General features: G+C 51.7%; 7 protein-coding genes. 4 read left to right on the forward strand and 3 right to left on the reverse strand.

Going from position 1 to position 13,828, the window contains the following annotated elements:
- Window positions 1-192: 192 nt before the first annotated feature.
- The 4 genes from FOA19_RS04455 to FOA19_RS04470 all read left to right on the forward strand — a co-directional run bounded on the left by FOA19_RS04455 (window position 193) and on the right by FOA19_RS04470 (window position 7,041).
- Window positions 193-3,225 (forward strand): choice-of-anchor I family protein, encoded by a 3,033-nt coding sequence (locus FOA19_RS04455; protein ID WP_149089567.1) that lies wholly within the window; start codon window positions 193-195, stop codon window positions 3,223-3,225.
- Between the two features lie 439 nt (window positions 3,226-3,664).
- On the forward strand, window positions 3,665-4,528 hold the full coding sequence (locus FOA19_RS04460) for a UDP-2,3-diacylglucosamine diphosphatase (RefSeq protein ID WP_149089568.1): 864 nt from the start codon (window positions 3,665-3,667) through the stop codon (window positions 4,526-4,528).
- Complete coding sequence (locus FOA19_RS04465) at window positions 4,525-5,598, forward strand: glycosyltransferase family protein (RefSeq protein ID WP_149089569.1); 1,074 nt, start codon at window positions 4,525-4,527, stop codon at window positions 5,596-5,598. The genes FOA19_RS04460 and FOA19_RS04465 overlap by 4 nt, the downstream gene beginning before the upstream one ends.
- Window positions 5,599-5,664: 66 nt before the next feature.
- Window positions 5,665-7,041: a GH1 family beta-glucosidase gene (locus FOA19_RS04470; RefSeq protein ID WP_223808733.1), complete on the forward strand. Its 1,377-nt coding sequence runs from the start codon at window positions 5,665-5,667 to the stop codon at window positions 7,039-7,041.
- Window positions 7,042-7,524: 483 nt separating this feature from the next.
- Here the strand turns inward: FOA19_RS04470 and FOA19_RS04475 are convergent, their stop codons facing one another.
- The 3 genes from FOA19_RS04475 to FOA19_RS04485 are packed head-to-tail and all read right to left on the reverse strand — an operon-like array spanning window position 7,525 to window position 13,482.
- Window positions 7,525-8,784: an alkaline phosphatase family protein gene (locus tag FOA19_RS04475; RefSeq protein WP_149089570.1), complete on the reverse strand. Its 1,260-nt coding sequence runs from the start codon at window positions 8,782-8,784 to the stop codon at window positions 7,525-7,527.
- A 19-nt stretch (window positions 8,785-8,803) separates the two neighbouring features.
- Window positions 8,804-10,264, reverse strand: a complete 1,461-nt coding sequence (locus FOA19_RS04480; protein WP_149089571.1) for a SusD/RagB family nutrient-binding outer membrane lipoprotein — start codon at window positions 10,262-10,264, stop codon at window positions 8,804-8,806.
- An 11-nt stretch (window positions 10,265-10,275) separates the two neighbouring features.
- Window positions 10,276-13,482, reverse strand: a complete 3,207-nt coding sequence (locus FOA19_RS04485; protein ID WP_149089572.1) for a SusC/RagA family TonB-linked outer membrane protein — start codon at window positions 13,480-13,482, stop codon at window positions 10,276-10,278.
- Window positions 13,483-13,828 lie beyond the last annotated feature (346 nt).

The raw sequence follows: 13,828 nt of genomic DNA on the forward strand, positions 1-13,828 counted from the left end.
TGACAGGTTCTCTTGCCTGAATAGCGGTAGAACGTCCGCAGAACGGCCCTTTCCTTCTCTAGGAACTGCTTCTTCATACAGCAGTAACGAGCCTGCTCCTATTTTACCTATTGATAATCAATAGGCAACATTCCCATAATATGCACAGGGTACCTTGGTTGCATCTAACCTTTTCACCTTTACCACATACCTATGGGAAGAAAATTACTGATTATCATGGCGCTGTTAGCGCTGCTGATCCAGATAGCCTCGGCGCAGACCCAGTTCCAGGCAGGCGACATTGTGGTTGTAGGATACCGCATGAACGCCACCGATGTCGGAGATGAGATCGCCCTCCTGCCCCTGGTGAACATCCTTCCGGGCACCATCTTTCAGCTGACGGATGCCAAGTTTACCTCCAATGCCCAAGCGCAGTGCCCAGGAGGACTTACCTGGACGGCTCCCGCGGCGGGTGTGGCAGCCGGCACCATCATCAAGATCCAGAACGATGTGCCCAGCGCTAGCCTAGGAACATTGGCTGGCTCCGGCTTCGGACTGAGTTCCAGCGGAGACCAGGTCTTGATTTACACTGGCACCGCGGAAGCCCCCAGCTACATCACCGCCCTCAGTTCCAACAACTGGGCTACCGCTAATACAAGCTGCAGCGGCAGCAATTCTTTACGGCCTGCCGCACTAACCGACGGCACCACCTCCATCAACCTGAGCACCGCCCCGGGAAACGTAGAGGGGAACACGGTTAATGCCTATTACAACGGTCCTCAGACGGGCACTGCGGCGCAGATACGCCAGGCAGTGCTTAATCCAATCAACTGGGTGGGGATAGGTTCAGGAACCGCCGCTCAAGCATGGCCTAACTGGGCTTTTCCTGGTCCACCCGCTGTGTCAGGGGCTACTACCATCAGCAACATCTCCCTACAACTTACTTTTAACCGGGAGCTGGAGCAAGCATCTGCTACCAACCTCGCCAATTACACGGGTATTGCAGGGCTGCAGCAGGCCATCCTGAGTGAAGACAAAAAGAAGGTTACCTTGACGTTTACTACGCCGTTTACCTCTGGCGCTCCTTACTCCTTAATGGTAAACGGAGTGAAGGATTTGGAGCAGAAACCGATGCTCAGTGCTTACACCTTCAATTTCACTTATTCCACCAGTATTGCCTGGAAAGAACGGTTTATGACGGTCCCGGAGAACGGAGGACCTCTAAGTGTAGAGCTGACCTTGGTGAATCCTTCGGATGCCACCGTGCAAGTGGTGGTAAAAGCGGACCCGTTCAGCACGGCTTCCGCGGCTGACTTCACCTATACCACCCAGACCATTACCTTTACCGGCAACAGTACCGCCACCCAGACCATCACCATCCCCGTGACGGATGACGCACTAGCCGAGCAGGACGAGTATGTAGTTCTGAGTCTGGAAAGCCCCAGCGGTGTCAGCATCTCCGGGAACCCATTCATTACCCTGTACATCAAAGACAATGACCGTCAGGCGCCGCAGCCTAGCCGGGAGATCCAGTTGGGTCACGTGGCAAGCTTTACCCCCAATACCGCCGAGGGTAGTACCACCGAGATCGTAGTGCATGACCGGGCCTCACAGCGATTGTTCATGACTAGTGCGGTGCAAGGCCGCCTGGATATCGCTGATTTCTCAAATCCCGCCAATATTCGCCTGATAAAGTCCATCGATATGAATCCGTATGGAGGCATCACCAGCGTAGCGGTGAAAAATGGAGTAGTGGCCGTGGCTTCCCCCAACGCCAACGAGCAACTCAACGGCTCCGTGGTTTTATTTGACACCGATGGAAACTTCAGCAAACAGGTAACGGTGGGGGCGCTGCCCGATATGATCACCTTCTCCCCTGACGGCTCCAAGATCTTGACGGCGAATGAAGGCCAGCCCAACGACGCGTATACGGTGGATCCCGAGGGTTCCATCAGCATCATTGATATCTCGGGCGGCTTATCGAAGGTAGAACAATCCAAGGTGACAACCCTGCTTTTTGACGCTTTCAACAGCCAGGAGGCTCAACTACTGGCCTCCGGCGTGCGCAAGACGAAAACCTCCAGCACCTTATCTCAGGATTTTGAGCCCGAGTATGTGACCATTTCCTCTGACTCACGCAAAGCATGGGTCACTCTTCAGGAAAACAACGCTATTGCCGAAGTGAACCTGGAGAACAACACCATTTCCGCGGTCTGGCCCCTGGGTACCAAAAACATGGGGGTGATGGGGAACGGGTTCGATGCGTCTGACAACAACAACCAAGTGCTGCTGGCTAACTGGCCGATCAAGTCTTTTTACATCCCTGACGCCGTAGCGAACTACACCGTGGGCAATACCACCTACCTGGTCACTGCCAATGAGGGAGACGAGAAAGAGTACGCCGGCTTGAACGAGCGCACGACCGTGGGGGCCGCTAACCTGGACCCCACTGCTTTCCCCAACGCAGCCGTGCTAAAGGAAAGCCATAACCTAGGCCGACTGCGCATCTCAAACCTGCAGGGCGATACCGACGGTGACGGAGACTTTGATGAGCTTTACATGCTGGGCTCCCGCTCCTTCTCTATCTGGAATGCCGGCACAAAAGCATTGGTGTATGACAGCGGCGACGCTTTTGAGCTGTTTACCTCAAAAGACCCTATAATCTCTCCGCTCTTCAACGCCGATAACGAGGGCAATGGCTTCAAGACCCGGAGTCGCGCGAAAGGCCCCGAGCCGGAAGGCGTAGCGGTAGCTTCCATAGAAGGCAAGACGTATGCCTTTGTGGCGCTGGAGCGGGTAGGCGGCCTGATGGTGTATAACATTACTGACCCGGCTAACCCGCAATTTGTAGACTACCAAAACAACCGCAGCCTCACCACCTTTGCCGGAGACCACGGGCCAGAGGGAGTATTCTTTGTAGACCGCGGCGATAGCCCAGACGGCAGGTTCTACGTGCTGGTGGCCAACGAACTGAGCGGCTCTGTGTCGGTGTACAAAATCCAGAATACCCTTACGGCCTTGGAGCCGGAGACTGGTTCTAAACAGGAATTTGTCCTTTATCCAAATCCTACCAACGGCTCTAAAGTCCACCTCAGCAAAAAAGCTAATGTAGAGGTATTAGACGGACTCGGGCGCAAGATCTACGCCGGCAACGGGGTGCAAACCCTCGATGTTTCCGGCTATGCCCAAGGCCTTTACTTTGTGAAGACAGAAAAAGGAGAAGTGCGTCGCCTGATTGTCAAATAAAGGAACCGCTCTTACGCCTTAACACCACAAAAAGAGAAGCATGCTTCTGTTCTTGTGGTGTTTTTTTGTTTTTGGGATTTTGCAAGAGTATCAAAGCTCTGGTTCCTTTTGATCAGAGTCATAGCCAGGATGCTCTTCCCTGAGACGCCACTTTAGGGAACGATTTCACAAAACGGCAATAGAACGTTAACGATGTGGAAATACTTGGCAGGTACATTTACAGTGTGGTTGTACTATAACTTTTAAGTTTAGAATTCACCCACATGCCCCTCAGAGCATTGATTGAATATGAATCTGGCATTCTATCCCAACTCGTTTCATTATTGGACATGAGAAAGATGAAAGACTTTTTCCAGCATACCCTCATCGTTTTCCTGGTGCACCGGATGCATTCCTTTGACTCGCCGTTCAAGCGTCACTAAAATTCATTGAATTGCCTATGAAGCGCGTCAAGTCCCCCAGAAAAAGGAAAGTAGAGGTAGTGGTTATTTCAGACGTGCACCTGGGCACCTATGGGTGCCATGCCAAGGAATTGTTGGCGTACCTCAAGAGTATAAAACCGAAGAAAGTCATCCTCAACGGGGATATCATAGACATCTGGCAGTTCAGCAAAAGTTACTGGCCCACGGCCCACATGCAGGTGATCAAGCACCTGACCGGCCTCATTTCTAAAGGCGTGGAGGTGACCTATATCACGGGCAACCATGACGAGATGCTGCGCAAGTTCGTTGGATTCAGGTTGTCTTCCTTCTCCATCCAGAACAAGGTTGTCTTGGAACTGGATGACCAGAGGATATGGATTTTCCATGGGGATGTTTTCGACGTGACCATGCAGCATGCCAAGTGGCTAGCCCGGCTGGGCGCCCATGGCTATGACCTGCTCATTCTCCTCAACCGCCTGGTGAACTTTATGTGCCATAAGCTCCACCGGGAGAAGGTATACTTTTCAAAAGGCATCAAGAACCGAGTGAAAAGTGCCGTCAAGTTCATCAATGACTTTGAAACGGTCTGCGCCGATCTAGCCATAGAAAACCAATTCCAGTATGTGGCTTGCGGGCACATCCATCAGCCAGAAATGAAGGAAATTACTACTCCTAAGGGCACAGTCACCTACCTCAACTCGGGTGATTGGGTCGAGAACCTGACTTCTCTGGAATACTATGATGGGCAATGGCACCTGTATAAATATCAAGATGAAGTAGCCGAGCTCCATCAACTTACCGAAGCACCTGCGGTGGCCTCCCTTGATAGCAACGCCCTCTTCCTGGACCTGATGTCAGAATTCAACCTCAAACGTGCATGAAAGTACTCTATGCCATACAAGGCACGGGCAACGGTCACCTGAGCCGGGCCTTGGAAATCGTTCCCATCTTACATAAAAAGTGCCAGTTGGATATCTTGGTAAGCGGGTGCCAGGCAGACCTAATTTTACCTTTTGACGTGAAGTACCGGTTCCACGGCCTAAGTTTCATCTTCGGCAAGAAAGGGGGCGTTGACTTTGTGGAGACCTTTTCCCAATTAGAAACCCGATCCTTTTATGACCAAGCGCGCCAACTTCCGGTAGAGGACTATGACTTAATCATCAGTGACTTTGAGCCTATCTCCGCCTGGGCCTGCTCGTTCAAGAAAAAGCCCTGTGTAGCATTAAGCCACCAAGCCGCGGTGATTGATCCCAACGCTCCACACCCCAAGAAAGAAGACCGGTTGGGCAAACTGATCTTGCAGTATTATGCCCCGGCCACCGCGTATTATGGCTTCCACTTCCAGCGCTTCTCGCCCGATACGTTTACGCCGGTCATTCGGGCGCAGGTGCGGGAACTGGAGCCTACAAACCAGGGGCACTACACGGTCTACCTTCCGGCGTACGCCGATGAACTGCTCCTGAAGAAGCTATCCAAATTCCAAGAGGTCAGGTGGGAAGTCTTTTCTAAGCACAACCGCCTGCCCATCCGGCAAGGCAACATAGAGATCAAACCGATCGACAACGAGTTATTCATCAAGAGCATGGCTTCCAGCGCCGGGGTGCTCTGCGGGGCTGGATTTGAGACGCCCGCCGAGGCGCTGTACCTTGGCAAGAAACTGTTGGTGGTGCCCATGAAAAGACAGTACGAGCAGCACTGCAACGCGGCCGCTTTGGCCAGCATGGGGGTACCGGTGGTGAAGAACCTGAAACCGAAGAACCTGCCCAAGATTGCGGAATGGCTGCATGAAGGGCCCGTCATTCCGGTGGATTATCCAGATAAAACCGAGCAGATCCTTGATAGGATTCTGGCGGGCGATTACCAAATGAAAGCAGAAAAGCCGAAGAAGGGCTCTTTTCGGCAAAAGTGGCACGAAGCCATTATGCCTTCTCTCAGGGCGTTCTTTGTTTAAGATATACAGTTTGAAGGCAGTATTGCTCCTCACTTAGGGGCAGCGCTGTTTAGGAGCCAAAACGGCATGATGGAGCACGAACCAGCGGCAACGCAGCACACACATGAATTACGCAGAGAGTCATTTGGAAAAGAGTTTGCATGGGGTGTTTCAACCGCCGCCTACCAAATAGAGGGCGCCCATGACGCCGACGGAAAAGGCCCCTCCATCTGGGACGAGTTCACCAATACCAAGAAAAAAATCCTCCGGGGAAACCACGCCAACCACACCTGCGATTTCTACAACCGGTACCCCGCAGATCTGGACCTGATGAAGGCCATGCAAATTCCCAATTTCCGGTTCTCTTTTTCCTGGCCCAGGATCTTGCCGGAAGGAATTGGCTCCGTGAACCAGAAAGGCTTGGATTATTATGACCGACTGATTGACAATTGTCTAGCCCGGGGCATTGAACCTTGGGTGACCCTCTACCACTGGGATTTGCCTGCGGCCCTGGAAAGAAAAGGCGGGTGGGCCAATCGGGATATCGTGGGTTGGTTCACGGAGTACGTGCAACTTTGCGCCTCCAGGTACGGGGACAGGGTTCGCCAGTGGATGGTCTTGAACGAGCCGATGGCTTTTGTGGGCGCCGGTTATTTCTTGGGCATTCACGCGCCAGGCCGCCGCAGCATCAACGGTTTCTTGGCCGCCACTCATCATGCCACCTTATGCCAAGCTGAAGGCGGTCGGATCCTGAAAGGAATCTTGCCGCACGCCGAGGTAGGCACCACCTTCTCCTGTTCTCACATAGAGCCCTTCCGCGATCTGCCCCGCGACCACAAGGCTGCCCAGCGGGTAGATGCCTTGTTGAATCGGCTATTCTTAGAACCAGCCTTGGGGTTAGGGTATCCTTTCGCGGACATTCCCTATTTGCGACGGATGGAGAAATACTTCGCTCCGGGCGATGAGGACCTTCTTCCTTTTGACTTCGATTTTATAGGCCTGCAGAACTACACCCGCGAAATGGTGAGGTTCTCGTTTTTTACGCCTTTTCTGCAAGCCAAACTGGTACCGGCTTCAAAACGCGGGGTGGAGCGCACCGTCATGGATTGGGAAGTGTACCCAGAGTCCATGTACCACATGTTGGAAAGATTCAACGGGTATGCCGGCGTCCGGAAAATCATTGTCACCGAGAATGGCTCCGCGTTCCCAGACACTGTCACCAACGGGCAAGTACACGATCCCCAACGGGTAGCGTACTTAAATAACTACCTTAAGCAGGTGCTCCGCGCCAAACAAGAAGGAATGAAAGTAGAGGGTTACTTCGTCTGGACGTTTACTGACAATTTTGAATGGGCCGAAGGCTACCACCCGCGTTTCGGGCTGGTGTATGTGGACTTCCAAACCCAGGAACGTATCATTAAATCTTCGGGGCATTGGTACAGCCGCTTTCTCACGAATGCCTGAGTTTCTCACTAGCTAGAGTGATGTTTGAAGAGTAGCAGAGGAATTAACAACTCTGGGAATGTTAAATCCTCCGTTTTTTCTCCAATGGTTTACAAGCTAACTCCCTTCTATATTACCATTCAGTTAAGGTTCTGATTAGGGGATTATTGCTAGGAATGGCTTGCTACCTTTAGGTATGTTTGTTTGCAAGGAAATCATAAAAGCGGCAGCCCTGTGGCTGCCGTCTTTATTTTATAGGGCTGCTATCGGCGCAGGAGGCAAAAGTGTTCCCGGGCAATGGCTTCCGTTTATTGGCTGTTTCTGGTAAAGTAAGGATAAATCAACGCTTAGATAGAAGTGCTCTAAACAGAAAAGGCTACTGATGACCAGTAGCCTTTTCTGTTTAGTTTTGTAAAAACAAGCAAGAATCATACGCTCTGAACAGGGCTACAAAAAGTTTACTTTGAGCTCCCTCTACAGTCACCAGTTCTAATAAGACTTCGCTCAGTTCTTACTCAACACCACCCATCTGTTCACGATGTTGTGAGGCCCTTCTAAGACCACTTTGTAAAGTCCTGAGGATTGTTCCTTGACAGGAATCACCACTTTCTCCTCCTTGATGGGCACTGTTTTCAAAAGCTTGTACTCGTCCTTCTCGCCATTTTTGAAATGGTTGGTTGTCGCAAGCCATACCTTTACCTTTCCCTTCTTGTCCATTGCTTTCCAGCCTAGCTTGAGCTCACCATTCTCATAGACGGCCTTTGGCTTCGCAATAGAAACGTCACCTGTGAGCGGCACTCCATCTATTTCCATCAGAGCTTCACGTGGTAAGTCAACCTGAAGGAATCTTGCGATGGTGGGCATGATATCCACGATGCCGGGCCGGTTTTCTTTAAACTGGGCGTTCAGGTTTTTGGCGTTTGTGACCATCCAGGTGGTGCGCTCTCTTTCAGATTGTCCGCCGTGATGTTTACCGGTTTTGCTGTCTCGGCCATGGTCTGTGGTGATGACCATCATCCAGTCTTCGCCATGCTGCCGTTGCCGGTAATCAATGGCATCCCACAATCGGCCCATTTGGTTGTCTACTAGTTCCACTGCTTTGTTCAGCTGCTCGCTGTCGCCATGGTAATGGCCCATATCGTCTGAGTACTCTAGATACACCCAGGACAGATCGGGCGCTTTGTCTTTGATGTGCTCCGAGGCTTTCGTCACTACCTGCTCATCTATCAGATGCATAAACCGCCTTTCCTTGTCATGCGGAAAGGTGATGGTATCCAACTCAAGACCATCCACCTCATAGTCTACCTGCAGATTACCCGTTTCCGGAAGACCTTCCCCCACTAGTTTTGTCCGGTTGTCCAGCCAACTGGAGAAGACGGCGGTTTTCTTCTCTGGGTATTGCTGCTTCAGAAACCGAAAGATGCTCCAGTAATGGTAATTAGGGGCCTTGATGTTGTTGTCCCAAACGTTGTGCTTGTTCACCCAGGTACCGGTTAGTAAGCTGTTATAGCCTACCGCTGAGATGGTGGGGGTTTGGGAGTAAGCATCTTTCTCCCCGCCTACGTGGGCGCGGGTATAGCCTCCTATGGCAGCTATTTTATCCATGTTGGGCGTGTGTTGCTTCTCCAGCACATCGGCCGGGATGCCGTCTACAATCACGAAGACCACTTTCTTTTTCCCTGACTGTGCGTGTGCCGTGATGGAGAAGACTAACCCCAGCAGAAACAGAAGGTGCGTTAATAGGGTGTTTTTGAAAAAATGCATAGAAAACAAGTTAGGTCAATTACTCTGGTTTCAGGATCCACATGGTGCCATTGATGTTGTCCCCCTCGGGGTACTGACGGGCGATGGCGGCCTCCACATGCTGCCTGTTCAGGTTGAATTCACTTTCTGGGTACATCCAGCGCTTGGGGATTCTCTTCTGGTTCAACACCCCTGCCCCACTCACATCAAACGAAGGCATTCCGGTGCGGCGCTGCTCAAAGAAAGGCTGCCAGCCAGAGTTCATAAAGAAAGCAATATACTTCTGCGTGAGCACGTACTCCAACTCCCGGGAAGCGGGCAACTGCACTTCGGGGCTTTGAACGTAAGCGGTGATCCCTTCCTGGGGAACGCCGTAGGTGAGCATGCTGGCCTCTATTCCTTTCTTGTAAAACGTATCAGCGTTACCAGCTATCCAGCCCCTCAGCACAGCCTCGGCCAGGATGAACTGCACCTCCGCATAGCCCAGCGCCACACTTGGCTCATTTACCGGGTTATTGTAATAACGAGCATCTATTTTGGAGGCATCGCCGCTAACCACCTTGGTTTTGTTCACATCCAGGGTTTCGCTTCCCTTCACTCCTCCGTAAGCACTCAGGTCACCTTCCGGAAGACTGCTTTTGGAGGGAGCCACATCCGCCATCTTTGGCAGACGCGGGTCTTTGAGGTTCTGCAGCAAGGTCACAAACCCCTCTTCCATGTAGTAGGCAGTCTGCAAGTCGTTGCTGTTGAAATAAGGGTAACGGTTGGCCTCCAGGTCATAGAAGGGCAAAGAAGCGTTGTCGCTGTTGGAAGTAAAAATAGGATACTGCGCTGGATTGTTCACGATCTCCTGAAAGCGTTGCTTCACCCTCAAACCTGCATGGTTCTCTTTCAGGGACAGGTTCATTAATACCCTCAACGTGAACGAATTCACCAGTTTTTGCCACTTCTTGAGATCGCCCTTGTAAATGACATCACCCGTTACGGTTTCCGTGGAGTTAGCCAGTAACGTATTGGCTTCGTTCAATTCCTGCAAAACGTTCAGATAGATGTCCTCCTGCTTGTCGTAGACGGGCGAGAAAACACCTTCGCCTCCTTTCAAGGCCTCCGCGTAAGGAATGTCCCCAAAGGTTTGCGTGAGCTCCACCACAAAGTAGGACCTGAAAAACTTTGCCAGCGCGGCATACGCCGGCCGGTTGGTACGGGCGGCCTCTTCTTCCATTTTGACCACTTGTTTTAAATGATCGTAGTTTTCATAGCCCGAGCGCTGCCACCCGTAGTACTGGTTCAAAGACACGCCATCGGTGTTGGTCAGGTAGCGGGAGGCCAAAGCCGCAGAAAGGCTGATTTCGTTGAAGGCCTTTGTCTCAATATTGGTTAATAGCAGATCCGGGGACGCCTGGATGGTTCTGTTGGGGTCAAGCTGCAGGCTCTCGAAATCCTCACAAGAGGCCAGGCAGCTGAGAAGAAGAAACAGGAAAGGTATATGTATTTTTTTCATTTCTGTGGTCTTTAGAACTTAAAGTCAAGGTTAACGCCCATGCTGCGGGTAGAAGGGGTTTGCAGGTTGTCTACCCCTGTATCTGGGTCCACATTAGGCAGTTTAGACCAAAGCAGCAGGTTACGTCCCACCAAGGAGATAGCCGCCGAACGGATAGGCAACCGCTGCAGTACTTTGCTTGGAATCTGATAGGAAAGGGTTACTTCTCTGAGCTTCAGGAACGTTTCTTTGTAGTAATGGTAGTTGGAGGCTGGTCCGTTGCTGGTGTTGATCATGTAGTTGATGTAGCTCACCGCTTTTTCATTAGGCGCAAACTGCCGGGTGTCTTCCACAATGTTGCCCTGGCCATCATACTTCACCTCTCCACTAACCACCACCACGCCGTTGCCCACATAGGTAGCCTGTCCGGCGTTTGCCTCATCCCTGAACTGGTTCACTGTACCCGGGTGCGTTCCTCCCCACCACATCTTCTGGTTGGTAGTGGAGTAGATTTGTCCGCCCAATTGGCCGTCAAAAAGGAAGCGCAAACTGATGTTCTTAAGAGAGATAGCATTCTCGATTCCATAGACCCAGTCTGGTTCGTCATACCCGATGGCGCGGGAAAAAGGATCAGTCCTGGGGAAACCGTTGGAATTGTAGATGATGTTGCCCTGTGGGTCTTTTTCGTAGACGGTCGCATAGATTTTGTCGGTACGGTCTCCAACTTTCAGGCGGTTCAGTTCTTCTGCTCCCCCAAATATCTCCTTCAGGTACCGGCGGTACTGGCTTACGTTGGCGGTAATATCCCATCTCAGGTCATCGCGCTTGAGGGGAGTAACCCGGGCGATTACTTCCAGGCCTTTCCGCTGGAACACGTTCCCGTTCTCCAAGCGGGAGGCGTATCCACTGGAAAGCGAAACCGGAATGTTGGTGATGTTGTTATAATCCCTGGCCTGGTAATAGGTCACATCAAACCCAAGTCTGTTCTTGAAGAAGTTGAACTCCAAACCTGCTTCCCAGGTATCAGACGTTTCGGGCTTAATTTCAGGATTCAGGTCATTATTCCCGTAATACTGGGATGGGGTTCCGTTCCATTTCACTCCGTTCTCATAGGCAGCTAGATGGCTGTACGGGTAAAGCCCGATGCGGCCTTCCGAGACGCGGGACCAGGAGCCGCGCAGTTTCAGGTAAGACAAAACCGTAGGCATGGTGATCAAGTCAGACACCACCACCGCGCCCGAAACTGCCGGATAGAAGAAGGACTTATTGCTAATAGGCAAGGTAGAAACCCAGTCGTTACGCCCGGTTAGGCTTAGATAGACCGCCCCGAACAGTTCAAGGTCCACCACCCCGTACACGCTGTTCTTCTTCTGTTCCTCTAAGTTGTTCTGCCCCTGCACCGGATTGGCGGAGTTGCTGATGTTGTAGAATCCCGGAATGGTCAACCCATCTGTGTTCACCGATTGGCCTTTCAGGTTCTGGTAGTTATTGGAGCCCCCCACCTGCGCTTTGACGGAAAGGTTTCTGTGGAATTCATGCTGATATTGCAAAATCAGGTCAGAAACCACATCAAAGTAGTTCTGGCTGCTCACGTAGTAATTACCCCGTGATTTATCATTGTACCCCACATAGCTTTTAGGCTCCTTCGTAGTTCTTGTAAGGCCGTAGATGTTCACGCCAGTCCGGTAAATGGCACTGAAAGCCGGGTTGAACTTATAGTCCAGGGTGACTACCCCGAAGGTGTTGTCCTTATAGTAGCCGCGCTGGTACTCATAAGCCTGAAAGTAGGGATTGTTGTACCAAGATTGGTTGTAGTGCCTCTGCTGCTCTCCCTCTCTTCCCTCTATCCAGTAGTTTCTCAGGTCTCTTACGTCTACATCGGCACCCGTCCACAGAATAAGGTTGTACAGGTAATTGGTAGGCCCGTAACCGGTCTCGGGGTAATTGTCGGTGTATTGTCGGTTATAGCTGATCCGGGTGTCGGCGGTTAACTTTTCTGTAAGGCTGTAGTTCCCCGAGACACTGAACGAGCTGTTGTTCAAGCCGGTGTTTGGGACGATCCCTTTCTGGTAGATATGCGAGGCGGCGGCTCTGAAACTTCCCTTCTCTCCACCTTTGGTCAGGCTTACGCTGTTGGTGGAGATCATTCCGGTCTCAAAGAAATTCTTCACGTTGTCTTTGCCCCTGGAACGCCAAGGCAAGGGCTGCCGGGCACCCGTCACCGGATCTACCGGGCTGTTGTACTGGGGAGTCTCCCAGTAGCCGCTTGGCGTGGAAGCATCGGGTTGGTCAAGTTTAGGACCCCAGATCCAACCGGCTCCTTCAACGCCACCACCCGAGCCGTTCACGTAGGCATACCGGCCATTGTTCCCGTTGCCATAGGTTGTCTGCACTTCGGGTATTTTGATAAAACTAGGCTGAAGAAGCGTGGAGGAATTTACCTCTACGCTCAGGTCAGTGCCTTTCCCCCGTTTCGTGGTGATCATGATGGCCCCGTTCCGCCCAATGGAGCCGTAAAGGGCAGAGGCGGTGGAGCCCTTCAGCACGTTCACGCTTTCAATGTCATCGGAGTTGATCTTCCAAAGGTCTGCGGTTTGGTCTGGCACCCCATCAATCACGATCAAGGGCTTTCTTCCCCGCAGGCTGATCTCCGGGTCCTGGAAAAGGTCGGTGGAGCTTTTGATGGTAAGCCCCGCTACCCTGCCCGTCAGGTTACTGACCACGTTGCCTTCGCGGGCTTTCACCAAATCCTCTCCCTGTACTTCCTGCACGGCATACCCCAGCGCTTTTTTCTCCTTTTTAATGCCCAAGGCGGTGATCACCACCTCCTCCAGGCTTTGGGAATCCTCTGCCAAGGTTACCTCCAGCGAACTACTGTTGCCTAAAGCAATCTCCTGCTTCACATACCCGATGAATGAAAACAACAAGACAGGTTGGTCAACGCCGGCGGTATTGAGAGTGAACTTGCCTTCCGTATCAGTGATGGTCCCGTTGGTCGTCCCTTTCAGGATGACCGAGACCCCCACCAACGGCTGGCCAGCGGCATCCCGTATTACGCCAGTCACTGGTCTACTTTGATACTCCAGGTGCCTGTTAAGGTAATCAACAGAAGCCTTGGCACCGTGCCCCGCTTTGGAGGCAAAACCCTCCAGAGGAACAACGCCGAGCAGCGCCAGAAGCAACAGGGAGCATCTCCCTAAGTAGTTGCCTCTTCTTTTTACGGTAGAGATTCTTATCATGCTAAACAGGTTTAGTTTAAGGATGGATGGTTTTGTATGTACAGACTGAGTAATGATCCATTGGAAGAGCGTTGGAAGGAAAAGCGTAAGGGGGCCATCCTTACCAGAGTCTGGGCTACCCAAGAACTGCTCCTATTGCGGCTAGGTAATCGTCCTGCAAAACTCAAAAGCAGGATTTACTACAGTGTTTAGGAGAGATTAAAAAACCATTAAGCAAAGAGGGGTTTAGCAGGAAGCCTTAACACACCCATAACTTAGACAGGAGATACAAGGTCGCGGAAAACCTTAGGGATGTAGAAAGGGGGGCTCTTTGGAGACAAATTAAATTACCACTATTGGTATTCCA

This window comes from Rufibacter hautae (assembly GCF_008271695.1).
GTDB lineage: Bacteria > Bacteroidota > Bacteroidia > Cytophagales > Hymenobacteraceae > Nibribacter > Nibribacter hautae.

Excerpts from the sequence above, each read along its gene's own strand:
- FOA19_RS04470 (WP_223808733.1), top strand. The coding sequence starts at position 5,665 with ATGATGGAGCACGAACCAGCGGCAACGCAGCACACACATGAATTACGC.
- FOA19_RS04485 (WP_149089572.1), bottom strand. The coding sequence starts at position 13,482 with ATGATAAGAATCTCTACCGTAAAAAGAAGAGGCAACTACTTAGGGAGA.
- FOA19_RS04475 (WP_149089570.1), bottom strand. The coding sequence starts at position 8,784 with ATGCATTTTTTCAAAAACACCCTATTAACGCACCTTCTGTTTCTGCTG.
- FOA19_RS04460 (WP_149089568.1), top strand. The coding sequence starts at position 3,665 with ATGAAGCGCGTCAAGTCCCCCAGAAAAAGGAAAGTAGAGGTAGTGGTT.
- FOA19_RS04465 (WP_149089569.1), top strand. The coding sequence starts at position 4,525 with ATGAAAGTACTCTATGCCATACAAGGCACGGGCAACGGTCACCTGAGC.
- FOA19_RS04480 (WP_149089571.1), bottom strand. The coding sequence starts at position 10,264 with ATGAAAAAAATACATATACCTTTCCTGTTTCTTCTTCTCAGCTGCCTG.
- FOA19_RS04455 (WP_149089567.1), top strand. The coding sequence starts at position 193 with ATGGGAAGAAAATTACTGATTATCATGGCGCTGTTAGCGCTGCTGATC.